General features: G+C 41.3%; 23 protein-coding genes and 1 tRNA gene. 21 read left to right on the top strand and 3 right to left on the bottom strand.

What is annotated here, in order from left to right; translation table 11 throughout:
- Positions 1–375: 375 nt before the first annotated feature.
- The 11 genes from ACLV7H_RS07310 (at position 376) to ACLV7H_RS07260 (ending at position 10,667) form a co-directional block, all read left to right on the top strand.
- Positions 376–1,653 (top strand): ABC transporter permease, encoded by a 1,278-nt coding sequence (locus tag ACLV7H_RS07310; RefSeq protein ID WP_045590696.1) that lies wholly within the window; start codon positions 376–378, stop codon positions 1,651–1,653.
- Between the two features lie 12 nt (positions 1,654–1,665).
- Entirely contained in the window at positions 1,666–2,298 is a 633-nt protein-coding gene (gene vex2, locus ACLV7H_RS07305) for an ABC transporter ATP-binding subunit Vex2 (RefSeq protein ID WP_045590698.1), read from the top strand.
- 285 nt (positions 2,299–2,583) lie between these two features.
- The gene (vex3, locus tag ACLV7H_RS07300; RefSeq protein ID WP_045590701.1) at positions 2,584–3,963 is read left to right on the top strand and encodes an ABC transporter permease subunit Vex3; all 1,380 of its coding nucleotides are present in this window, start codon (positions 2,584–2,586) and stop codon (positions 3,961–3,963) included.
- A gap of 141 nt (positions 3,964–4,104) precedes the next feature.
- Positions 4,105–4,761, top strand: coding sequence for a response regulator transcription factor VncR (gene vncR, locus ACLV7H_RS07295; protein WP_235098138.1), 657 nt, complete (start codon positions 4,105–4,107; stop codon positions 4,759–4,761).
- Positions 4,758–6,086 carry a sensor histidine kinase VncS gene (gene vncS / locus ACLV7H_RS07290; RefSeq protein ID WP_411866772.1) on the top strand — a complete coding sequence of 443 codons (1,329 nt, stop codon included), beginning with the start codon at positions 4,758–4,760 and terminating at the stop codon, positions 6,084–6,086. Before vncR ends, vncS begins: the two co-directional genes overlap by 4 nt.
- A 139-nt stretch (positions 6,087–6,225) precedes the next feature.
- Positions 6,226–7,107, top strand: a complete 882-nt coding sequence (locus ACLV7H_RS07285; RefSeq protein ID WP_411866771.1) for a class II fructose-bisphosphate aldolase — start codon at positions 6,226–6,228, stop codon at positions 7,105–7,107.
- 280 nt (positions 7,108–7,387) lie between these two features.
- Complete coding sequence (locus ACLV7H_RS07280) at positions 7,388–8,380, top strand: ATP-binding cassette domain-containing protein (protein ID WP_411866770.1); 993 nt, start codon at positions 7,388–7,390, stop codon at positions 8,378–8,380.
- A 1-nt stretch (position 8,381) separates the two neighbouring features.
- On the top strand, positions 8,382–9,200 hold the full coding sequence (locus ACLV7H_RS07275; protein ID WP_411866769.1) for an ABC transporter permease: 819 nt from the start codon (positions 8,382–8,384) through the stop codon (positions 9,198–9,200).
- Between the two features lies 1 nt (position 9,201).
- Positions 9,202–9,987, top strand: a complete 786-nt coding sequence (locus ACLV7H_RS07270; RefSeq protein ID WP_411866768.1) for an ABC transporter permease — start codon at positions 9,202–9,204, stop codon at positions 9,985–9,987.
- Positions 9,988–10,086: 99 nt separating this feature from the next.
- Positions 10,087–10,159, top strand: a tRNA-Thr gene (locus ACLV7H_RS07265).
- A gap of 190 nt (positions 10,160–10,349) precedes the next feature.
- The gene (locus ACLV7H_RS07260) at positions 10,350–10,667 is read left to right on the top strand and encodes a hypothetical protein (protein ID WP_411866767.1); all 318 of its coding nucleotides are present in this window, start codon (positions 10,350–10,352) and stop codon (positions 10,665–10,667) included.
- Between the two features lie 28 nt (positions 10,668–10,695).
- Here the strand turns inward: ACLV7H_RS07260 and ACLV7H_RS07255 are convergent, their stop codons facing one another.
- Positions 10,696–12,495, bottom strand: coding sequence for an N-acetylmuramoyl-L-alanine amidase (locus ACLV7H_RS07255; protein ID WP_411866766.1), 1,800 nt, complete (start codon positions 12,493–12,495; stop codon positions 10,696–10,698).
- 57 nt (positions 12,496–12,552) lie between these two features.
- Positions 12,553–13,461 (bottom strand): LysR family transcriptional regulator, encoded by a 909-nt coding sequence (locus ACLV7H_RS07250; RefSeq protein WP_001222586.1) that lies wholly within the window; start codon positions 13,459–13,461, stop codon positions 12,553–12,555.
- Between the two features lie 102 nt (positions 13,462–13,563).
- On the opposite strand from ACLV7H_RS07250, the gene ACLV7H_RS07245 reads away from it, so the two are divergent.
- Positions 13,564–13,797: a YqgQ family protein gene (locus tag ACLV7H_RS07245; RefSeq protein WP_044135604.1), complete on the top strand. Its 234-nt coding sequence runs from the start codon at positions 13,564–13,566 to the stop codon at positions 13,795–13,797.
- Positions 13,794–14,177: a rhodanese-like domain-containing protein gene (locus ACLV7H_RS07240; RefSeq protein ID WP_045590730.1), complete on the top strand. Its 384-nt coding sequence runs from the start codon at positions 13,794–13,796 to the stop codon at positions 14,175–14,177. Before ACLV7H_RS07245 ends, ACLV7H_RS07240 begins: the two co-directional genes overlap by 4 nt.
- Before the next feature lie 33 nt (positions 14,178–14,210).
- Here the strand turns inward: ACLV7H_RS07240 and ACLV7H_RS07235 are convergent, their stop codons facing one another.
- Positions 14,211–14,936 carry a 16S rRNA pseudouridine(516) synthase gene (locus ACLV7H_RS07235; RefSeq protein WP_411866765.1) on the bottom strand — a complete coding sequence of 242 codons (726 nt, stop codon included), beginning with the start codon at positions 14,934–14,936 and terminating at the stop codon, positions 14,211–14,213.
- Positions 14,937–15,094: 158 nt separating this feature from the next.
- Between ACLV7H_RS07235 and typA the strand changes: the two genes are divergently transcribed.
- From typA to ACLV7H_RS07195, 8 genes are all read left to right on the top strand, one after another.
- Positions 15,095–16,936 (top strand): translational GTPase TypA, encoded by a 1,842-nt coding sequence (gene typA / locus ACLV7H_RS07230; RefSeq protein ID WP_000164111.1) that lies wholly within the window; start codon positions 15,095–15,097, stop codon positions 16,934–16,936.
- A 19-nt stretch (positions 16,937–16,955) separates the two neighbouring features.
- Entirely contained in the window at positions 16,956–17,210 is a 255-nt protein-coding gene (locus tag ACLV7H_RS07225; protein WP_045590746.1) for a DUF3165 family protein, read from the top strand.
- Between the two features lie 196 nt (positions 17,211–17,406).
- Complete coding sequence (locus ACLV7H_RS07220; RefSeq protein ID WP_045590748.1) at positions 17,407–17,706, top strand: lactococcin 972 family bacteriocin; 300 nt, start codon at positions 17,407–17,409, stop codon at positions 17,704–17,706.
- A 71-nt stretch (positions 17,707–17,777) separates the two neighbouring features.
- On the top strand, positions 17,778–19,814 hold the full coding sequence (locus ACLV7H_RS07215; RefSeq protein ID WP_411866764.1) for a bacteriocin-associated integral membrane family protein: 2,037 nt from the start codon (positions 17,778–17,780) through the stop codon (positions 19,812–19,814).
- Position 19,815: 1 nt separating this feature from the next.
- Positions 19,816–20,457 (top strand): ABC transporter ATP-binding protein, encoded by a 642-nt coding sequence (locus tag ACLV7H_RS07210; protein ID WP_045590752.1) that lies wholly within the window; start codon positions 19,816–19,818, stop codon positions 20,455–20,457.
- Between the two features lie 103 nt (positions 20,458–20,560).
- Positions 20,561–21,913 carry a UDP-N-acetylmuramoyl-L-alanine--D-glutamate ligase gene (murD, locus tag ACLV7H_RS07205; protein ID WP_045590753.1) on the top strand — a complete coding sequence of 451 codons (1,353 nt, stop codon included), beginning with the start codon at positions 20,561–20,563 and terminating at the stop codon, positions 21,911–21,913.
- 1 nt (position 21,914) lies between these two features.
- Complete coding sequence (locus tag ACLV7H_RS07200) at positions 21,915–22,973, top strand: UDP-N-acetylglucosamine--N-acetylmuramyl-(pentapeptide) pyrophosphoryl-undecaprenol N-acetylglucosamine transferase (protein ID WP_411866763.1); 1,059 nt, start codon at positions 21,915–21,917, stop codon at positions 22,971–22,973.
- 9 nt (positions 22,974–22,982) lie between these two features.
- On the top strand, positions 22,983–24,146 hold the full coding sequence (locus tag ACLV7H_RS07195) for a cell division protein FtsQ/DivIB (RefSeq protein WP_411866762.1): 1,164 nt from the start codon (positions 22,983–22,985) through the stop codon (positions 24,144–24,146).
- Positions 24,147–24,351 lie beyond the last annotated feature (205 nt).

Raw genomic sequence — 24,351 nt, 5'->3', positions numbered from 1 at the left:
AGCTAGCTCTTTTTGTTTTTACAAAGAAGACTAGAGTCCACGTTTCCTATATCGAAAAATATTGGCATCAAGAACAGTCATTGTATCAGAAAATTTAAACTGAGTTTTCCATTTCATCCTATCAAGAATTTCTTCAAACACAAGTCAGAAGATGAAGAACTTAGGAGATGGAAAAATACTAATCAGAAAGATGTGACTATCATTTTTAGAATGAAGTAGATTTTTGATTGGTACTATACATCCTTATATAAGAAGGAAAGTTAGAAGTTGCTAGCTTTCTTCATTTTTTCAAAAAATAAATCAAAAAGTTTTTTCGATTTCATAAACATTTCATATTTGAATTTTATAATAGTCTTACAAATATGGAGGTGACAAATGAATCCAATCCAAAGAGCTTGGGCTTATGTCAGCAGAAAACGACTGAGAAGTTTTATTTTATTTCTGATTTTATTTGTCCTTTTAGCAGGAATTTCAGCCTGTTTGACTCTGATGAAGTCCAACAAAACAGTAGAAAGCAATCTTTACAAATCACTCAATACTTCATTTTCTATCAAAAAGATAGAAAATGGACAGACCTTCAAGTTGTCGGACCTAGCATCAGTTAGCAAGATTAAGGGACTGGAAAATGTCTCTCCTGAACTCGAGACAGTCGCAAAACTAAAAGACAAGGAAGCAGTGAGTGGTGAGCAGAGCGTCGAACGTGATGACTTGTCAGCTGCGGACAAGAATTTGGTTAGCTTAACGGCTCTTGAGGATTCATCCAAGGATGTTACCTTTACTAGTTCGGCTTTCAATCTAAAAGAAGGCCGACACCTTCAAAAAGGGGATTCCAAGAAAATCCTGATCCACGAAGAGTTGGCTAAGAAGAACGGTCTTTCGCTTCATGACAAGATTCGCTTGGATGCTGGACAGTCAGAATCTGGAAAAGGACAGACAGTTGAGTTTGAAATTGTCGGCATCTTTTCTGGTAAAAAACAAGAGAAATTTACAGGCTTGTCTTCTGATTTCAGTGAAAACCAAGTCTTTACAGACTATGAAAGTAGCCAAACCCTTTTGGGAAATAGTGAACCGCAAGTCAGTGCAGCGCGCTTCTATGTAGAAAATCCTAAGGAAATGGACGGACTCATGAAGCAAGTGGAAAACTTGGCCTTGGAAAATCAAGGCTATCAAGTAGAGAAGGAAAACAAGGCCTTTGAACAAATCAAAGACTCAGTTGCAACCTTCCAAACCTTCCTCACCATCTTCCTTTACGGGATGTTGATAGCTGGAGCAGGAGCCTTAATTTTGGTCTTGTCTCTCTGGTTGAGAGAAAGGGTCTACGAAGTGGGGATTCTTCTGGCACTCGGAAAAGGCAAGAGTTCGATTTTCCTACAATTCTGTTTAGAGGTAGTTTTGGTATCTCTCGGAGCTTTGCTTCCATCCCTTATCGCTGGAAATGCCATTACATCCTATCTGCTCCAAACTGTCCTAGCCAGTGGAGATCAGGCAAGCTTACAGGACACGCTGGCCAAAGCAAGCGGTCTATCAACTAGTCTCCTATCCTTTGCAGAATCCTATGTCTTTCTGCTCTTGATTGGTTGCTTGTCTGTAGCTCTTTGTTTCCTATTCTTATTTAGAAAATCGCCTAAGGAAATTTTATCATCTATTAGTTAAGAAGGAGAAATCATGACTTTATTACAATTGCAAGATGTTACCTACCGTTATAAGAACACTGCTGAGGCAGTTTTATATCAGATCAAGTATAATTTTGAACCCGGAAAATTTTATAGTATCATTGGTGAGTCAGGAGCAGGAAAATCCACTCTCTTGTCCCTACTTGCGGGTCTAGATAGTCCTGTCGAAGGTTCTATTCTTTTCCAAGGAGAGGACATTCGGAATAAGGGATATTCTTATCATCGCATGCATCATATTTCCCTGGTCTTTCAAAATTATAACTTGATAGATTATCTTTCTCCGCTGGAAAATATCCGCTTGGTCAACAAAAAAGCAAGCAAGGATACACTTCTTGAGCTTGGTTTGGATGAAAGTCAGATCAAGCGGAACGTTCTCCAGTTATCAGGTGGTCAACAGCAACGTGTTGCTATTGCTCGCAGTTTGGTCTCAGAAGCTCCAGTTATTCTAGCTGATGAGCCAACAGGAAATCTGGACCCTAAAACTGCTGGAGATATTATCGAACTGCTCAAATCACTTGCCGAGAAAACAGGTAAATGTGTCATCGTCGTTACGCACAGTAAAGAAGTGGCGCAAGCGTCAGATATTACACTTGAATTGAAGAATAAGAAACTGACTGAAATATAGAATCTAGTTATTAAACTTTAAAATAGTATTAGTTGGTAACCAGATACGTGTAAAGTAATAATAAACGAAGTGAGTCTTTAACAACTATTTCCCGCAGTAGTGATAGCCTAGATAATAACAAAGTTATTATCTAGGCCGGAATTTTTGAGACATATGGCTCAAAAATTAGGGATGAAATTCCTACAGGAAGTTGCTCCCGTCCACACAATCTAAGGGAAATAGTAAAAAAATAATTTATATAAGTTATAAGACATTGAAATAGAACAAAATCTAGAAAGGGAACCTATGTTACACAACGCATTTGCCTATGTTACAAGGAAGTTTTTCAAATCGATTGTTATCTTCCTGATTATTCTCCTCATGGCGAGCTTGAGTTTGGTCGGCTTGTCGATCAAGGGAGCTACTGCCAAGGCTTCTCAGGAGACTTTTAAAAATATCACCAATAGCTTCTCCATGCAAATCAATCGTCGCGTCAATCAAGGGACGCCACGTGGTTCTGGGAATATCAAGGGTGAGGATATCAAAAAAATCACCGAAAACAAGGCCATCGAGTCTTATGTTAAACGTATCAATGCTATCGGAGATTTGACTGGATATGACCTTATTGAAACGCCAGAAACCAAGAAAAATCTCACTGCAGACCGTGCCAAACGGTTTGGAAGCAGTTTGATGATTACAGGTGTCAATGACTCCTCAAAAGAAGATAAGTTTGTCTCTGGATCATATAAGCTGGTTGAAGGTGAACACCTAACCAACGACGACAAGGACAAGATCCTCTTGCATAAGGACTTGGCAGCTAAACACGGTTGGAAAGTCGGAGATAAGGTCAAACTAGACTCCAATATCTACGATGCAGACAATGAAAAAGGAGCCAAGGAAACAGTTGAAGTGACAATCAAGGGACTCTTTGATGGTCACAATAAGTCAGCAGTAACCTACTCACAAGAACTCTATGAAAACACAGCTATCACAGATATTCACACTGCTGCAAAACTTTATGGATACACAGAAGACACAGCTATTTATGGGGACGCAACCTTCTTTGTAACAGCGGACAAGAATTTGGATGATGTCATGAAAGAGTTGAATGGTATCAGTGGTATCAACTGGAAGAGCTACACACTTGTGAAGAGCTCCTCTAACTACCCAGCTCTAGAGCAATCCATTTCTGGTATGTACAAAATGGCCAACCTCCTCTTCTGGGGTAGCTTGAGCTTCTCAGTTCTTCTCCTTGCGCTCTTGCTTAGTCTTTGGATCAACGCCCGTCGCAAGGAAGTGGGCATTCTCCTCTCTATCGGTCTCAAGCAGGCAAGTATCTTGGGGCAATTCATCACCGAATCGATCTTGATTGCCATCCCTGCTCTCGTTTCAGCTTACTTCCTAGCCAACTATACAGCTCGTGCCATCGGAAATACTGTCCTAGCCAATGTCACTTCAGGTGTTGCCAAGCAAGCCAGCAAGGCAGCTCAAGCCTCTAATCTTGGTGGTGGTGCAGAAGTAGACGGCTTTAGCAAGACCTTGTCGAGCCTAGATATTTCTATTCAGACATCAGACTTTATCATCGTCTTTGTTCTTGCTTTGGTTCTAGTCGTTCTTGTTATGGCGCTTGCTTCAAGCAATCTCCTTAGAAAACAACCAAAAGAACTCTTGCTCGATAGCGAATAAAAAACTTGCTACCTATTCTCCCCTAAATGGGGTATAATATAGGTAGCATTTTTATCTATTTCATCTTGATAAGGACTCTTCCTATCAGGATGAAACAGAGAAGATTTACAAGAAATTTAAAGGAATGTGAAACGTTTTTCTATGAAAATTTTAATTGTAGAAGATGAAGAGATGATCCGTGAGGGGATCAGTGACTATTTGACGGATTGTGGTTATGAAACCATTGAAGCAGCAGATGGTCAGGAAGCCCTAGAACAATTTTCCAGCTATGAAGTAGCCTTAGTTTTACTGGATATCCAGATGCCCAAACTCAATGGTTTAGAAGTCCTAGCTGAGATTCGTAAGACCAGTCAGGTTCCTGTTTTGATGCTAACTGCCTTTCAGGATGAGGAATACAAGATGAGTGCCTTTGCTTCGCTAGCAGATGGATATCTGGAAAAACCCTTCTCCCTCTCCCTCTTAAAAGTGAGGGTGGACGCGATTTTCAAGCGCTACTACGATACGGGACGAATCTTCTCCTACAAGGACACCAAGGTGGACTTTGAGAGCTACAGTGCAAGCCTAGCAGGCGAGGAAGTGGCTATCAATGCCAAAGAGCTGGAAATTTTGGACTATCTGGTGAAAAATGAAGGACGAGCCTTGACTCGATCTCAGATAATCGATGCCGTTTGGAAGGTGACTGATGAGGTTCCCTTTGACCGTGTTATTGATGTTTATATCAAGGAACTGCGGAAAAAGCTAGACTTGGATTGTATCCTCACTGTGCGTAATGTTGGTTATAAATTGGAGCGAAAATGAAACGAACAGGTTTATTTACAAAGATATTTATCTATACCTTCTCGATTTTTAGTGTTCTGGTGATTTGTCTTCATTTAGCTATTTATTTTCTCTTTCCCTCAACTTATCTGAGTCATCGTCAGGAAACCATTGGTCAGAAAGCGACAGCCATTTCCCAGTCCCTAGAAGGAAAGGATAGGCAAAGTATCGAGCAAGTGTTAGACTTGTATTCCCAGACTAGTGATATCAAGGGGGCCGTCAAGGGAGAGATGACAGAGGACAAGTTAGAAGTCAAGGACAATCTTCCTCTGGACACAGACCGCCAGACCACCTCTCTCTTTATCGAGGAGCGTGAGGTGAGAACGCAGGATGGTAGTACCATGACTCTGCAATTTCTAGCTTCCATGGACTTGCAAAAGGAAGCAGAGCAGATCAGTCTCCAGTTTCTTCCTTATACCTTGCTGGCATCCTTTCTGATTTCTCTTTTGGTGGCCTACATCTATGCTCGGACCATTGTTGCCCCGATTTTGGAAATCAAGCGGGTGACCCGTCGGATGATGGATTTGGATGCCCAAGTGCGATTGCGTGTGGATTCTAAGGATGAGATAGGTGATCTCAAGGAACAAATCAATAGCCTTTACCAGCACCTTTTGACTGTTATTGCGGACTTGCATGACAAGAATGAAGCTATTCTCCAGCTGGAAAAGATGAAGGTTGAGTTCCTACGAGGGGCTTCTCATGAACTGAAAACACCACTGGCCAGCTTGAAAATCCTAATCGAAAATATGAAAGAAAATATCGGCCGTTATAAGGATAGAGACCACTATCTGGGAGTTGCCTTGGGGATTGTGGATGACCTCAGTCACCACGTTCTCCAGATATTGTCTCTTTCTTCTGTTCAGGAATTGCGAGACGAGAAAGAAGAGATTGACCTCCTTCAGATGACGCAAACTCTGGTTAAGGATTATACTTTACTCGCCAAGGATAGAGAACTTCAGGTAGACATTAGCCTAACCCATCAGCAGGCTTACATAAACCCATCTGTCATGAAATTAATCCTATCGAATCTCATCAGCAATGCTATCAAGCACTCCACTCCAGGTGGCTTAGTCCGCATTGGCGAGAGAGAAGGGGAACTCTATATCGAGAATAGCTGTAGTCCTGAAGAACAAGAAAAATTGGCCCAGTCTTTTTCTGAAAATGCTAGTCGCAAGGCCAAGGGTTCAGGAATGGGGCTCTTTGTGGTCAAAAGTTTATTAGAACATGAGAAATTACCTTATCATTTTGAGATGCAAGATGATCACTTGACCTTCTTCATACGTTATCCCAAAGTCACTCACGACTAAGGAAAAGAAAGGGTTTACATAGATTGGATTGGAAGAAATTCAATCTAAAGTATGGGAAAAACTAGCTTTTTTTATCAAAAAGTGATAAAATGAACAATGTAAATGGGATGTCCCAAAAAATATATAGGAGGCCTGACAAATGGCAATCGTTTCAGCAGAAAAATTTGTCCAAGCAGCTCGTGACAACGGTTATGCAGTTGGTGGATTTAACACAAACAACCTTGAGTGGACTCAAGCTATCTTGCGCGCAGCAGAAGCTAAAAAAGCTCCAGTTTTGATCCAAACTTCAATGGGTGCTGCTAAATACATGGGTGGTTACAAAGTTGCTCGCAACTTGATCGCTAACCTTGTTGAGTCAATGGGTATCACTGTACCAGTAGCTATCCACCTGGACCACGGTCACTACGAAGATGCACTTGAGTGTATCGAAGTTGGTTACACTTCAATCATGTTTGACGGTTCACACCTTCCAGTTGAAGAAAACCTTAAATTGGCTAAAGATGTTGTTGAAAAAGCACACGCTAAAGGTATCTCAGTAGAAGCTGAAGTTGGTACTATCGGTGGTGAAGAAGACGGAATCATTGGTGATGGCGAATTGGCTCCAATTGAAGATGCTAAAGCAATGGTTGCAACTGGTATTGACTTCTTGGCAGCTGGTATCGGTAACATCCACGGTCCTTACCCAGCAAACTGGAAAGGTCTTCACCTTGATCACTTGCAAAAATTGACAGAAGCAGTTCCAGGCTTCCCAATCGTATTGCATGGTGGTTCAGGTATTCCTGATGACCAAATCCAAGCAGCTATCAAACTTGGTGTTGCGAAAGTTAACGTTAACACTGAATGCCAAATTGCATTCGCTAACGCAACTCGTAAATTTGCTCGTGACTATGAAGCAAACGAAGCAGAATACGACAAGAAGAAACTCTTCGACCCACGTAAATTCTTGGCTGACGGTGTAAAAGCTATCCAAGCATCAGTTGAAGAACGTATCGACGTATTCGGTTCAGAAGGCAAAGCTTAATCTAGCTGAACAATACAGATGAAACCTGCCCATTGGGCAGGTTTTTTTGGTGTTCTAGGGAAATTATCAAACCAGAATTTTTGATTAAAACTATTATTTTAAGAGAGAAATTTTCAATTTCATAAACTTCAGGCAAACGCTTGCATTCCGTTTTTTATTGGACTATAATAGGTTGGTATAAAGCCTTCTGTAATAATATTGAGAAGGTGTAGAAAGTAAGGATTTAGATATTTGTAGTCAAAAATACAATGTTGCTATTCCTTGCGATAGGGAGAGATTTATGGCAATGATAGAAGTGGAACATCTTCAGAAAAATTTTGTGAAGACAGTGAAGGAACCGGGGTTGAAGGGAGCTTTGCGCTCCTTTATTCATCCTGAAAAACAGACCTTTGAAGCGGTCAAGAATTTAACCTTTGAGGTTCCCAAGGGGCAGATTTTAGGATTTATCGGGGCAAATGGTGCTGGGAAGTCGACAACCATCAAAATGCTGACAGGAATTTTGAAACCGACATCTGGTTTTTGTCGGATTAATGGAAAGATTCCGCAGGACAATCGCCAAGATTATGTCAAGGATATTGGAGTGGTCTTCGGACAACGCACCCAGTTATGGTGGGATTTGGCTCTACAAGAGACCTACACGGTCTTGAAAGAGATTTACGATGTGCCAGACTCGCTCTTTCATAAGCGTATGGACTTTTTGAATGAAGTCTTGGATTTGAAGGAATTTATCAAGGATCCCGTGCGAACTCTTTCGCTGGGTCAACGGATGCGGGCGGATATTGCGGCTTCTTTACTCCACAATCCTAAAGTTCTCTTTTTAGATGAACCGACCATTGGTTTGGACGTTTCTGTCAAGGATAATATTCGTCGGGCTATCAGCCAAATCAATCAGGAGGAAGAGACAACCATTCTCTTGACCACTCACGACCTGAGTGATATTGAGCAGCTCTGTGATCGAATTTTTATGATTGACAAGGGGCAGGAGATTTTTGATGGAACGGTTAGCCAGCTCAAGGAAACCTTTGGCAAGATGAAGACTCTTTCCTTTGAACTGCTACCAGGTCAAAGTCATCTCCTTTCTCACTATGAAGGCTTTTCGGATATGACCATTGATAGACAAGGAAACAGCCTCAATATTGAATTCGATAGTTCCCGCTACCAGTCGGCTGATATTATCAAGCAAACCCTGTCTGATTTTGAAATCCGCGATTTGAAGATGATGGATACGGATATCGAGGATATTATCCGTCGCTTCTATCGAAAGGAGCTCTAAGATGGTCAAATTGTGGAGACGTTATAAACCCTTTATCAATGCAGGTGTTCAGGAGTTGATTAGCTATCGAGTCAACTTTATTCTCTATCGGATTGGCGATGTCATGGGGGCTTTTGTCGCTTTTTATCTCTGGAAGGCTGTCTTTGATTCTTCGCAAGAGTCTTTGATTCAGGGCTTTAGTATGGCAGATATCACCCTCTACATCATCATGAGTTTTGTGACTAATCTTCTGACCAGGTCGGATTCTTCCTTTATGATTGGTGATGAGGTCAAGGATGGTTCCATTATCATGCGTTTGTTGCGACCGGTGCATTTTGCGGCCTCTTACCTTTTCACCGAGCTTGGCTCCAAGTGGTTGATTTTTATCTCTGTTGGACTGCCATTTTTAAGTGTGATTGTCTTGATGAAAATCTTATCGGGGCAAGGGATTGTAGAAGTGCTGGGCCTAACTGTACTTTATCTTTTTAGCTTGACGCTGGCTTATCTGATTAACTTTTTCTTTAATATTTGCTTTGGATTTTCAGCCTTTGTATTTAAAAATTTATGGGGTTCCAATCTCCTCAAGACTTCAATAGTGGCATTTATGTCTGGAAGTCTGATTCCCTTGGCTTTCTTTCCAAAGATCGTATCAGATATTCTGTCCTTCTTGCCTTTTTCATCCTTGATTTATACTCCAGTTATGATTGTTGTTGGAAAATACGATGCAAGTCAGATTCTTCAAGCACTCTTGCTACAGTTCTTCTGGCTCATAGTGATGGTGGGCTTGTCTCAGTTGATATGGAAACGAGTCCAGTCATTCATCACCATTCAAGGAGGTTAGTATGAAAAAATATCAACGCATGCATTTGATTTTTATCAGACAATACATCAAGCAAATCATGGAATACAAGGTTGATTTTGTGGTTGGTGTCTTGGGAGTTTTTCTGACTCAAGGCCTGAACCTCTTGTTTCTCAATGTACTCTTTCAACACATTCCTTCCTTAGAAGGATGGACCTTTCAGGAGATTGCCTTTATCTATGGATTTTCCTTGATTCCCAAGGGACTGGACCATCTCTTTTTTGACAATCTCTGGGCACTAGGTCAACGACTAGTCCGAAAAGGGGAGCTTGACAAGTATCTAACGCGTCCTATCAATCCTCTTTTTCATATTCTGGTTGAGACCTTTCAGATTGATGCCCTGGGCGAACTATTGGTCGGTGGAATTTTACTAGCGACAACGGTATCTAGTATTGCTTGGACACTTCCCAAATTCCTGCTTTTCCTAGTTTGTATTCCTTTTGCGACCTTGATCTATACTTCCTTGAAAATTGCGACAGCCAGTATCGCTTTTTGGACCAAGCAGTCAGGAGCTATGATCTACATTTTCTATATGTTCAATGATTTTGCCAAGTACCCGATTTCTATTTACAATTCGCTTCTTCGTTGGTTGATTAGCTTTATCATCCCTTTCGCCTTTACGGCCTACTATCCTGCCAGCTATTTCTTGCAGGACAAAGACGGGCTCTTTAACATTGGTGGGTTAATTGTGATTTCTATTGTTTTCTTTGTCATTTCATTGAAACTATGGGACAGGGGCTTGGGTGCCTACGAAAGTGCGGGTTCGTAAAAGGAAGAAACTCAAAGCCTTGTCTCAGGACAGGCTTTTCTAATGGTGATGAAAATTTCTTGACATCTATTCTCAGAGTGCTATACTAAAAGGGTAATCGCCGATTTAGCTCAGTTGGTAGAGCAACGCACTCGTAAGGCGTAGGTCACAGGTTCAAGCCCTGCAATCGGCAGAATCAAGAAGCCCAAATGGGCTTCTTTTTCTTTTATCACTACTATTCAACCACTTAGACAGAGATATTGGCCAGATAGGCAAAAAGGTTTGTTCTTGAAAAATTCCTCTGCTATAATGGTTCATGTAAGGGATATGAGGGGTCAGTATCAGACAACTCAAGAACCCAAAAAAGAAAATGGAGACAAAAAATGAAAAAATTATTGGGACTTGTATTTTTAGTAGCAGCAGCGCTAGTATTGTATTTCGGATCTGTTGGATGGCCAAGCTTGGATGTCAACCTCTGGTCTCTCATTCCGGTAGGATTGTTCCTCTATTTCACATTAGAAAACTTTTTGAAAAAAGACTACAAGGCTAGTCTGATGTGCTTTATCATTGCCTTTATCATTGCAAATACTATTTTTGATCTGTTGCCAATTTCAAGTGGTTTGGTGATTGGTGCCGGTGTGCTAGCTTGTGTAGGACTTGGTTACCTCTTTCCTGATAAAGATAAAAAAGAAGGAAAATAAAAAGTCTCGAGATTTCTCGAGACTTTTTTTACTGACCAGCGTAATATTTTTGGATCCCTTTTACGATGCCTGCGACCAGTTTATCTTGGTAGTGGCTATCTCTGATTTGTTGGTTTTCGGTGAAATTATCCATATAACCAAGTTCAAGGAGAACGGCTGGTTTTGCTGTTTCACGTAGGACGGCAAAACTTCTTTCTAACAGACCAGCATCCTTAGCCCCTGTTTCGGCTAAGAGAGAGGAGTGGATAGCAGCGGCGAGGCGTCTGCTTTCACTCATACGATCAGGGTGATTGTGCCAGTATTTATTAATCTTACTTGGGTAATCAGGTTCATCGCTATAGGAGTAGGTTTGAATACCTCTTGCTTTTGAGTAGGTATTACCAGTAGCGTTGAAGTGAATACTGATAAAAATATCAGAGTTGGTCTTATTAACCATACGAGAACGTTCGGTTACAAAATCAACGTCAATATCACTATCACGAGAAGTGAGGACCTTGTAGCCTAGTTCTTCTAGCTTAGCGCGAAGTTTGCGATAGATTTGCATATTGAGATCTTTTTCAGCGACATTGTAGTAGAAGGCACCGGAATCTCGACCACCATGCCCAGGATCTAGGAAGATGGTATTACTATATTGACCTTTTGTAAAACCAACGTCTTCGGAGATTTCAGAAATCCATTGGCCGTATTTTTGAAACAAATGTTTCTTACCATTTATTTGGTATGTTCCTGAAACATAATGTCCATCATCATCTAGGTAGTAATATGCTTTGTATGCGTCATCGTAAATCCACTCGCTTTTTGCCATGTAACCACCTGATTTGAGATAAAAAGCTCCAATCCACTCCTGATTTGCATAACGGCCATCCTCTTTTAGATAGAACCAGCTTTTGTAGGCTTTATCGAAGATCCACTCTTTTTCAGCCATGGCTCCACTAGTTTTGAGGTAGTAGCTTCCTTTCCATTTGTCTGCTAGCATTCCACCATTTTGGTCAAATGAGTACCAGGAACCCTGAATCTTTTGCCAGTTTTCTTGGACATATCTCCCTGACCCGTTCGCATAGAACCAAGTATCCTTGATTTTGACCCAGTTGTTTTCTGCCATAGCTCCACTCTGGTTGAAGAGGTAGCCCTTGAAGGTTGTCGCACTCAGCATTCCACCGTCTTTGTCAAAGTAATACCAAGAACCGTTGATTTTCTCCCATTTATCCTGTGAGATTTTTCCAGAAGGAGCGACATAATACCAAATTTGGTCTAATTTAGTCCAGCCCTTTTCTGCCATAGCTCCGCTTTTTGTGAGCAGATAACCGTCAATGGCAGTGTTGCTGAGCATGCTTCCAGTTTGGTCAAAATAGTACCAGGACCCGTTAATTTTTTTCCAACTGTTCTGAGCTAGACGTCCAGAGGAATCAGCATAGTACCATTGATTGTCCAATTGGGTCCAGCTATTTTCTATCATGACACCATCTTGGTCAAAGGCATAGCCTTTGTAGATAGTAGAATGAAGACGATTTCCATCTTGATCGAAGTAGTACCATTTTCCTTGGATTTGTTTCCAATTCAAAGCAGGCTTATCATCTTGGTAAAAGCGCCAGTTTTGATTTTCTTGGTACCACCCTTCTTTTTTTGGCTTGTCTTCTTGTACATCTACTTTCGGAAGAGTTTCTGATTTAGAGTTTTCCTCAACACCCGATTCTTTCTTTTCTTCTTTGGCAATTGCTTCCTTGACAGCAGATGTGGATTGAGTTGTGTTTTCTTCTGCTGATATTGATGCTTGTGGCAATCCTGTGATAGAGAGTGCGATGGCACTTACTAATATTAACTTTTTCAACATTTTTCTCCAATTTTTATTTTCCAAAACATATTATAAAATATGTTTTAGAGTTTTTCAACTATCGAATTGAACTTCTTCTACTAAGTATTCGATAAAGCGTTCGCCCATCTTAGACAGGCTGGTTTTTTCATGTTGGATATAGACCAGTTCAATCGGGTCGTCAATGTCCAGCGGAATGGAAACGATATTATCTCCGTTGAGGTTGCTGTTCAAAATCCCTGTTGCAATGGTGTAACCATCCAAACCAATCAAGAGGTTAAAGAGGGTGGCACGGTCACTGACTACGATGGATTTCTTGTGATGCTCTTGTGAAAGAATCTCCTCTGAAAAGTAGAAGGAGTTGTGCGTCCCTTGGTCATAACTCAGATAAGGGAAGTCTTCCAAATCAGCCAGTTTGACCTTGTCTTTTTTAGCTAGAGGGTTGGTCTTGCTAACGAAGATATGAGGTTGAGCGGTAAAGAGGTGGTGCGCTAGCAGGTGATTGTCATCTAGCATTTTTGTTAAAACATCGCGGTTGTAGCTATTTAAAAAGAGGACACCGACCTCGCTACGGAAGTTCTTGACGTCATCGATAATCTCCCAAGTTCGAGTTTCACGAAGGAAAAGTTCGTATTTTTCCATATCACTTTTTTTGAGCAGAGAGACAAAGGCATTGACTACAAAGGCATAGTGCTGAGAAGAAACGCTGAATAGTTCGCGGTGGGCGACAGGATTTTTATAGCGTTCCTCCAGAAGCTGAGTTTGCTCGACAACTTGACGAGCGTAGGAGAGAAACTCCATCCCATCACGGGTTAAGGTAATGCCTTTGGGATTGCGGATAAAGATTTCAATGCCCATTTCATTTTCCAAGTCTCGAACGGCATTTGAAAGACTGGGTTGGGTGATAAAGAGTTGCTTGGCTGCCTCATTCATAGAGCCAGTTTCGACGATTTTGATAATATAGTGTAGTTGTTGAATTCTCATGTTTTTATTGTACCATACTTGCAGAAGAATGGGCAATGAAGACGAAGAAAATAGGGGGAAAGAGCCGGTCCAGTATTGAAAAAAAGTCTAAAATCTGTTAGAATGGAAGCTATGAAAACATTCTATGATGTGCAACAATTTCTCAAACAGTTTGGCATTATTGTTTACATGGGGAAGCGCTTGTATGATATTGAACTGATGAAGCTTGAACTCTCTCGAATCTATGATGCCGGTCTGATGGACAAGCTAGATTACCTAGAAGCGGAAGCTGTTCTCCGCAGGGAGCACAAGATAGAATTAGACTACATAGAGAAAAATGGAGATAAGAACTTATGACAATTTGGATTGTTTGGGGAATCGTATTTGCAATGGTGGCATGGATGGGTTATAACTACCTTCGTATTCGTCGTGCTGCTAAGATTGTGGATAATACAGAATTTGAAGCCTTGATTCGAAAAGGGCAGTTGATTGATGTCCGTGAACCAGCAGAATTTCACAGAAAACATATACTTGGTGCGCGCAATATTCCTTCAAATCAGTTGAAGTCAAGCCTTGCAGCCCTTCGTAAGGATAGACCTGTCCTTCTCTACGAAAACCAACGCGGACAACGAGTGACCAATGCAGCTCTCTATCTGAAAAAACAAGGTTTCTCTGAGATTTATATCCTTTCTTATGGATTGGATTCTTGGATTGGTAAGGTCAAAGTTGAGAAATAAGAAAACGAGCTTAGATGTTTCTGAGCTCATTTTTTAACCACTTTTTCTGAGAAAGTCACGAATGCTTGCCAACTCTTCTGAGTTTAGGGGACGATAGTCTCCTTCTTGAAGATTATTATCCAAGTTCCAAGGTCCAAAATGGGTGCGTTTGAGAGAGGTCACCTTGACACCAACTGAGAGGAACATTTTTTTAACCTGATGAAATTTTCCTTCTGAGATGGTAATAGAGGCCCGGCTCTCTGTTGGACTTGAGGACAGAATTTCAAGCTGAGCAGGTTTACAAGTGGTCCCGTCTAGAAAGACAATCCCCTCTTTGAATTTTTGGATATGGTCTGACTTGAGCGGTCCGTTTACCACCACTTGATAGGATTTATCGACATGGTACTGGGGATGAAGGAGTTGAAATCCAAGTGGTCCATTGTCTGTCAAAAGCAGCAGTCCCGTCGTATCGCGGTCTAGTCTGCCGATAGCATAGAGTTGGTCAGACTGGATGTCAGGCGGAAGCAGGTCCATGACGGTTGGCAATTTCTTATCCTTGCTAGCTGTAACGACTCCGTTTGGCTTATGAAGCATGAGATAGTTGTGCTCATATCCTTGGATTTGCCTTCCTTGAAAGACTAGTTTTTGCAATCCTGTATCAACATTTTGGGCGAGGGAGCGAACTGGATAATCGTCGACTAGGATTTCTTTTTTTAACAGAGCCTGTTTCATAGCCTTGCGACTGATCTTTTCTTGGGCTAATAATCTATCTAAACGCATACCAGCTTATCTTATCATAAGTCTCTGACTTTGAAAAGAGTTGCCTTGGCTAGAAAAGTAGAGTGAAAACATTTACACTTAGCTGAACAGTGATTTTTGAATGAGACTGTGGTATAATTGTTCAGTTAGAAATAAAAATTTAAATATTAGAGGAAATCATGACAAAATTAAGAGAAGATATCCGTAACATTGCGATTATCGCCCACGTTGACCACGGGAAAACAACCCTCGTTGACGAATTATTGAAACAATCTGAAACTCTTGATGCACGTACTGAATTGGCAGAGCGTGCTATGGACTCAAACGATATCGAAAAAGAGCGTGGAATTACAATTCTTGCTAAAAATACAGCCGTTGCTTACAACGGAACTCGTATCAACATCATGGACACACCAGGACACGCGGACTTCGGTGGAGAAGTTGAGCGTATCATGAAAATGGTTGACGGTGTTGTTTTGGTCGTAGATGCCTACGAAGGAACCATGCCACAGACTCGTTTCGTATTGAAAAAAGCTTTGGAACAAGACCTTGTTCCAATCGTGGTTGTTAATAAAATCGATAAACCATCAGCTCGTCCAGCAGAAGTAGTGGACGAAGTCTTGGAACTTTTCATCGAGCTTGGTGCAGATGACGACCAGCTTGACTTCCCAGTGGTGTATGCTTCAGCTATCAATGGAACATCTTCCTTGTCAGATGATCCAGCTGACCAAGAAGCTACGATGGCACCAATCTTTGACACGATTATCGACCATATCCCAGCTCCAGTAGATAACTCAGATGAGCCTTTGCAATTCCAAGTGTCACTTTTGGACTATAATGATTTCGTTGGACGTATCGGTATCGGTCGTGTTTTCCGTGGTACTGTTAAGGTTGGAGACCAAGTTACCCTTTCTAAACTAGATGGTACAACGAAGAACTTCCGTGTTACAAAACTTTTCGGTTTCTTTGGTTTGGAACGTCGTGAAATCCAAGAAGCAAAAGCAGGTGATTTGATTGCCGTTTCAGGTATGGAAGACATCTTTGTCGGTGAAACCATTACTCCGACAGACGCAGTTGAAGCTCTTCCAATCCTACATATCGATGAGCCAACTCTTCAAATGACTTTCTTGGTCAACAACTCACCATTTGCTGGTAAAGAAGGTAAATGGGTAACTTCTCGTAAGGTAGAAGAACGCTTGCAGGCAGAATTGCAAACAGACGTTTCCCTTCGTGTTGACCCAACGGACTCACCAGATAAATGGACTGTTTCAGGTCGTGGAGAATTGCACTTGTCAATCCTGATTGAAACCATGCGCCGTGAGGGTTATGAACTTCAAGTATCTCGTCCAGAAGTTATCGTAAAAGAAATCGACGGTGTTAAATGTGAACCATTTGAACGTGTGCAAATCGATACTCCAGAAGAATACCAAGGATCTGTTATCCAAAGCCTTTCTGAACGTAAGGGTGAAATGTTGGATATGATTTCAACTGGTAATGGTCAAACTCGTTTGGTCTTCCTAGTTCCAGCGCGTGGTTTGATCGGATACTCAACTGAGTTCTTGTCAATGACTCGTGGTTACGGTATCATGAATCATACCTTCGACCAATACTTACCATTGATTCCAGGGGAAATTGGTGGACGTCACCGTGGTGCCCTTGTTTCCATCGATGCTGGTAAGGCTACAACTTACTCTATCATGTCTATCGAAGAACGTGGTACAATCTTTGTCAACCCAGGTACTGAGGTTTACGAAGGAATGATCATTGGTGAAAACTCTCGTGAAAACGACTTGACAGTTAACATCACTAAGGCCAAACAAATGACCAACGTCCGTTCAGCTACTAAGGACCAAACAGCGGTTATCAAGACACCTCGTATCTTGACCCTTGAAGAGTCTCTTGAGTTCTTGAATGACGATGAGTACATGGAAGTAACGCCTGAGTCAATCCGTTTGCGTAAGCAAATCCTTAATAAGGCAGAGCGCGAGAAAGCCAACAAAAAGAAAAAATCAGCTGAATAAGGGCTAGAAAGAGATAAAGATGGTCTATTTAATCATAGGGATACTCTTATTACTACTCTATGTATTTGCGACACCTCAAAGTATCAAAGGAACAGTCAACATCGTTATCTTGGTCTTTGTAGTTGTTGCACTTTTGATTTTGCTGATGTTGTCCATCTTGCAAATATTCCAATTACCGACAGAATTCTTTGTCACAATCGCCATGCTTGCCCTTGCCTACTTTAGCTTGAGGGACATTACGCTCATGCCTGAAAAAAAGGGTAAAAGAAGATAAATAGAAAGAGAGCTGCGGCTCTCTTTTTTAGACTTAGACAGATAAAATTGTTAAAATATTTTTGTAAAAGTTATTGACAAACTATGATAAAAATGATACCATAAACACAAAAGAAAACGTTTTCAAAAAAGAGAGAGGAGATTTTAAATTATCGTCTTGTCACTCTGGGTGTGCTTTTTTCGAAAGGGAAAATAAAATGAAAACGAAAAAACATAGATTACTCGCTCTAGCTCTTATTTCAAGCTTTACATTAATGGGAGCCGTATCAGCTGCTGTACAATATCCAGATGGAGGAGTATGGACATACGGAGAAGGCTCAGGAGGAGGATGGGCTTTTTCAAATTACTACCATGGTAAAAAATACCATTATTCATCCATCGTGAGCAGATGGGATGGTCATTCTGATAACGGAGAAGCTCCTGCTGGAAAAACCTCCTACGCATGGATCTGGACCAAATGGGGAGAACAAGTAGCATTTTACTATGATTATGACTAATCGTTCATTGATTTAAATCGTTCCCCTTGTAGCTCGTACGAGGGGAATCATTTTTTTATAAGGAGTCTACTATGAAGAAACTATTTATTTGCTTGTCTACTATTTTTATCAGTTGCTTCTTCATTTGGATTGTTATCTTACGTGCCCCTCAGTATCTCTATACTAGTTATGACTCCGTTACCCTGCTAAGTGTTAAAAAGGGGGCACAAGAGCCGACTCGTGAGGAGTTTGAGCGAGAGTTGGAGAATTTTGTAAACTCAGAGCAGAGTTTGATTGCCAGACGGATAGTAGAGCCGAGTAAGGATGGAAGGACCAACTTCACCTATGCGACTTATGGTCAGGGAGGCTTGCCAAAAGAGTTTCAAGCGGCTAGCCAAGAAAGCCGAGAACGGAGCGATCCTCTCAATAGTTACCTTCTCTTATCTGGTTCATTGACCAAGGAAAAATTAGCTGCAAAATTAGATGATTTAGGTTATAAAGCGATTGCAGACCGCAAAACTCCTCCGTATCTTTTAGCTTTTTGGATTGCTTTAAATCCGTTGTTGTTGATTAGTTTAGCTATATTTGGATTAGCTTTCTTTGCTTTAGTGATTATCACTCGGATTAAGGAGATGCGGGCTGCAGGGATTCAGCTCTTTTCAGGACAGACCCTCTTGTACATCATAGGAAGCGCCTTATACGATGACGTTAAGTGGCTTTGCTTAGCTGGGGGGGGATCTCTTATAGTGGGAGGTGCTGTCCTCCTCGGCCAAGGGCTCTTTTATCCCGTTCTTTTAGCAACCTTTAGTATCGGAGTGGGGCTTTATCTTCTCTTTTTATTGGGAATTTCGCTCGTACTGAGCCTGCTCTACTTGATGAGCTTGAGCTACAAGGCTTTGGTTCCTGTGTTAAAAGGACGTTTGCCCCTCAAACGTTTGATGACCTTGACCTTGTTATGTCAGTTAGTTGCTGTCTTTACAGTAGGTTATGTAGTCAAGACTGGCTTGACTTCTTACCAGCGTTTACAGGAACTCCAACTATCCAAGCAAGCTTGGGAAGACCGAGCAGATTATTATCAAATTTCTTTTGGCTTAGGTGATAGAGTAAAAGATACAGAAAATCAGAATAAGTGGTATGCCTTTGCCAAGGAAGCAATCGAAGAAGAACAAGCCCTTTATGTAAAGGATAATCTGTTCCATTTTGCAAATCCACAAGGAAAAAATGAACAAGAAAAAAATGAACAGGGAGAGACACTGGATACCTATAGTCCAGATGCTAATACGCTCTATGTTAGTCCCAGTTATTTGGAGAAGGAAAAGGTCGTGGTAGATGCTGAGACCAAACAGAAGTTAGCCCATCTCCAAAAAGGTGAGTTTATCCTCTTGCTCCCAGAACATTTGCGCTCTCGAGAAGCAGAACTTAAGAAAGTTTTTGAAGAAAAATTGAGTTATTATGGAAAATCTGGTGAGGAGGCAAGTGCTCCTTTGGATTATGAGATGAAAGCGCACGTTAGTTATCTTTCAATGGGAGAAAAGCGGTTTGTTTATAATAACGGTGAGAACCCCGTATCCACTCAGTATTTGACGGATCCGATTTTAGTGGTATTCACGCCGACTTCTACAGGTGATAGTTTTACATCCTTATCTAGTTGGTCTATCAATGCTGGTAAGAATATCTTTGTCAAAGGATATGAAGATGGGATTAAACTCTTGAAAAATGCAGGAATTTATGATCAAGTATCCTACCTCAAGGAGGGACGAAGTGTTTACCTCGCACGTTACTATGAGGTTCAAACACAAACTCTAACCCTTATTTTAGGAGCTATTATTGGAATCGCGAGTTCTTTGCTTCTCTTTTATTCTGTGAATCTTCTTTATTTTGAACAATTCCGTCGTGAGATTTTGATTAAACGAATTTCTGGTTTGCGATTTTTTGAAACGCACGCTCAGTATATGATTAGTCAATTTGCTAGTTTTGTATTCGGTGCGAGTCTCTTTATTTGGCGTAGTCGGGATGTGGTGATTGGATTGGTAACTTTATCGATCTTCCTCTTTAGTGCTATACTGACTCTCTACCGTCAAGCACAGAAAGAATCTCGTGTTTCTATGACCATTATGAAAGGAAAATAGGATGATTGAACTAAAGAATATATCTAAAAAATTTGGAAGCCGTCAGCTATTTTCAGATACTAATCTTCAATTTGAAGGTGGGAAAATTTATGCCTTAATCGGTACAAGTGGCTGTGGTAAGACAACCCTCTTGAATATGATTGGACGATTAGAGCCATATGACAATGGAGAAATTATCTATGATGGCACTTCTCTTAAGGACATCAAGCCTTCTGTTTTCTTTAGAGATTACTTAGGATACTTATTTCAAGATTTTGGCTTAATTGAAAGTCAAACCGTCAAAGAGAATCTCAATCTGGGTTTGGTTGGTAAAAAGTTGAAAGACAAAGAGAAAATCTCTTTGATGGAACAAGCTCTAAACCGTGTTAACCTCTCTTATTTAGATTTAAAGCAACCTATCTTTGAATTATCAGGAGGGGAAGCACAACGTGTTGCACTAGCGAAGATAATTTTAAAGGATCCACCATTGATTCTCGCAGATGAACCAACCGCTTCCTTAGACCCCAAAAACTCTGAGGAATTACTTTCTATCCTAGAATCTTTAAAAAATCCGAATCGCACTATTATTATTGCGACCCACAACCCTCTGATTTGGGAACAAGTGGACCAAGTTATTCGAGTTACCGATTTATCACATAGATGATAAAAGAATATTAAGTTAGAAGAAAGAGCCACAAATACACTTTGTGGCTTTTTTATTTCCATAAAAATGGTAAAATAGTAGGAGTAGAAATGGAGTTTGAGACATGAAAGTAATCGATCAATTTAAAAATAAGAAAGTTCTTGTTTTAGGTTTGGCTAAGTCTGGTGAGTCTGCGGCCCGTTTGCTAGACAAGCTAGGAGCTATTGTGACAGTAAATGACGGCAAGCCTTTTGAGGAAAATCCTGCTGCTCAAAGCTTGCTAGAAGAGGGAATCAAGGTTGTCACTGGTGGGCATCCTTTGGAATTATTGGATGAAGATTTTGCTCTGATGGTGAAAAATCCAGGTATCCCGTATAGCAATCCCATGATTGAAAAAGCATTGGCAAAGGGGATTCCAGTCTTGACTGAGGTGGAATTGGCTTATTTGATTTCAGATGCGCCGATTGTTGGTATTACTGGCTCAAATGGGAAAACCACTACAACGACGATGATTGGGGAAGTTTTGACTGCTGCTGGTCAACGCGGTCTCTTGTCAGGGAATATCGGCTATCCAGCAAGTCAGGTTGCTCAAACTGCGACAGCCAAGGACACGCTCGTCATGGAACTTTCTTCTTTCCAACTGATGGGTGTTCAAGAATTCCATCCTGAGATTGCGGTTATTACCAACCTCATGCCAACTCATATCGACTATCATGGATCTTTTGAAGAATATGTGGCTGCCAAGTGGAATATCCAAAAAAATATGACAGCAACTGACTTCCTTGTCTTGAACTTTAATCAAGACTTGGCAAAAGACTTGGCCACCAAAACACAAGCCACTGTTGTTCCATTTTCAACACAGGAAAAGGTTGACGGAGCTTATCTGGAAGATGGTCAACTCTACTTCCGTGGAGAAGTGGTCATGGCAGCTAGTGAAATCGGTGTTCCAGGTAGCCACAATGTGGAAAATGCCCTTGCGACGATTGCTGTGGCTAAGCTTCGTGGTGTGGATAACCAAACTATCAAAGAAACTCTTTCAGCCTTTGGTGGTGTCAAACACCGTCTCCAGTTTGTGGATGAAATCAAGGGGGTCAAATTCTATAACGATAGCAAATCAACCAATATCTTAGCGACTCAAAAAGCCTTGTCAGGATTTGACAACAGTAAGGTTATCTTAATTGCAGGTGGTTTGGACCGTGGAAATGAGTTTGACGAATTGGTGCCAGATATCACAGGCCTCAAGCAGATGGTTATCCTCGGTCAATCTGCAGAACGGGTCAAACGGGCAGCGGATAAGGCTGGTGTGGCTTATGTGGATGCGGCTGATATTGCAGATGCGACCCGCAAGGCCTATGAGCTTGCGACTCAAGGAGATGTGGTTCTCCTCAGCCCTGCCAATGCTAGCTGGGATATGTATGCTAACTTTGAAGTACGTGGCGACCTCTTTATCGACACAGTAGCGGAGTTAAAGGAATAATATGAAAAAAATTGTCTTTACAGGTGGGGGGACGGTTGGACACGTGACCCTCAACCTTTTGTTAATGCCCAAGTTCATCGAAGATGGCTGGGAAGTCCACTATATAGGGGACAAGCGTGGGATTGAGCACCAAGAAATCCTTAAGTCGGGTCTTGATGTGACCTTCCATTCCATTGCGACTGGGAAATTGCGTCGTTATTTCTCTTGGCAAAATATGCTGGACGTCTTTAAAGTTGGTTGGGGAATTGTCCAATCGCTCTTTATCATGTTACGACTGCGTCCACAAGCCCTCTTTTCAAAGGGAGGTTTTGTCTCTGTGCCGCCAGTTATCGCTGCTCGTGTGTCAGGTGTGCCTGTCTTTATTCACGAATCGGATCTGTCTATGGGCTTGGCCAATAAAATTGCCTATAAATTTGCGACCAAGATGTACTCAACCTTTGAGCAGCCTGCTAGTCTTGCAAAAGTCGAGCATGTGGGGGCAGTGACCAAGGTTTCAGACCAAAACACTCCAGAACCAGATGAATTGGTGGATATCCAAACCCACTTTAATCCTAAATTGCCAACGGTATTGTTTGTTGGTGGTTCTGCAGGAGCTCGTGTATTTAACCAATTGGTGACTGATCATAAGCAAGAACTGACAGAGCGCTACAATATTATCAATCTCACTGGAGATTCTAGCCTCAATGAGTTGAGTCAAAATCTCTTTCGTGTTGATTATGTGACGGATCTCTATCAACCCTTGATGGAGATGGCAGATGTGGTGGTAACGCGTGGCGGTGCTAATACGATTTTTGAACTCTTGGCCATGGCGAAACTCCATCTCATCGTACCATTGGGTCGTGAAGCAAGTCGAGGAGACCAGATTGAAAATGCAGCCTATTTTGTTAAGAAAGGCTATGCAGAAGAACTTCAAGAAAGTGACTTGACCTTGGAAAGTTTGGAGGAGAAACTCAGTCACTTACTTAGTCACAAGGACCAATACCAAGCTAGCATGAAGGCTTCAACTGAATTGAAATCTCTTGCAGATTTTTACGATCTATTAAGAAAAGACCTATCATAAGGAATATCAATGTCAAAGGATAAGAAAAAAGAATCAAACCAGAAGCAAGAATTGTCTGAATGGCAGAAACGAAACCAGGAATACCTGAAGAAGAAGGCTGAGGAAGAAGCTGCCCTTGCTGAAGAGAAGGAAAAGGAAAAACAAGCTCGAAAGGAAGCCAACTCGAAACTATTGGAGGAATCCAAGAAATCATCGAGTGAGTCAGTTGAGGAAGCCTCAAGTCCAAGCAAGGAACCATCCGAAAAAGAAGAAAAATCTCAAAAGGATGCCCCTAAAGTCAAAGAGGAAAAAGAGAAGAAGAAAAAAGAAAAACCAGAGAAACCAGAAAAACCTGCCAAGCCTAAAATTGCGCCTGTTCATATTTGGCGAGCTGTGAGTATCTTGGTACCCAGTGTCCTGGTCCTCCTTCTTTCAGTCTATTTGTTGACTCCACTTTCGACCATCAAAAATATCGAGGTTAAGGGAAATAGTAACACGCAGGCGGATGACATCAAACAGGCTTCGGGGATTCAAGATAGCGACTATACCTTAGCTCTATTGTTGGATAAGGAAACATACGCTGAGCGAATCAAGTCCAACCATTGGATAGAATCAGCGAAAATTAACTATCAATTTCCGGCTAACTTTACGATTGAGGTTAAGGAGTTTGATATTGTCGGTTATTATGTGTCTGGTGAAGAACATTATCCTATTCTCTCTAGTGGTACAGTAGAGTCAACTCCTATTGATCGCTTAAACTTGCCTGAGACTTATCTGACAGTTACCTTTAACGATGAGCAGCAGGTGAAAGAGCTGATAACGGGATTGTCTACTATCAGTGAGGATATCAAGAGTCAAATCCAGAAAATCGAATTAGCGCCGAGCAAGGCAACAGCAGATCTTTTAAAAATTACTATGCTGGATACAGATGAGATTTTGGTTCCCCTATCAGAATTGAGCAAGAAATTGCCTTATTACAGCAAAATCAAGCCACAATTGTCTGAACCAAGTGTAGTCGATATGGAAGCTGGAGTATACAGCTATACGATAGCGGATAAATTGATAGAAGAGGCTGAGGAAAAAGTCAAGCAAGAGGCCAAGGAAGCTGAGAAGAAAAAACAGGAAGAAGAAAAGAAAAAACAAGAAGAACAGGGAAATCAAAGCCAAACGAGCCAGCAATCACAGAGTCGTTAGACCAACTTTTCCTCTTTATTTTGAATGGTATAAAAGTCCAGTTTCGAGTTTTTGCTTGACAAGTCCTACTATAAATAATAGAATAGAAAAAAACCTTTAAAGCAGTCCAGAGAGGCAGCTAAGGTTAGACGGTGAAAGGGTGGAGACTACCCATTTTTCGTGGAACCTTGCTGTTGGCAGGTTCCTTTTTTCGTGGTTTGTTTTT

Origin of the sequence: Streptococcus oralis (assembly GCF_965111685.1) — a bacterium.
GTDB lineage: Bacteria > Bacillota > Bacilli > Lactobacillales > Streptococcaceae > Streptococcus > Streptococcus oralis_B.
The sequence above is the reverse complement of the archived record's forward strand: the minus strand, read 5'-3'. Positions and strand labels throughout refer to the sequence as shown.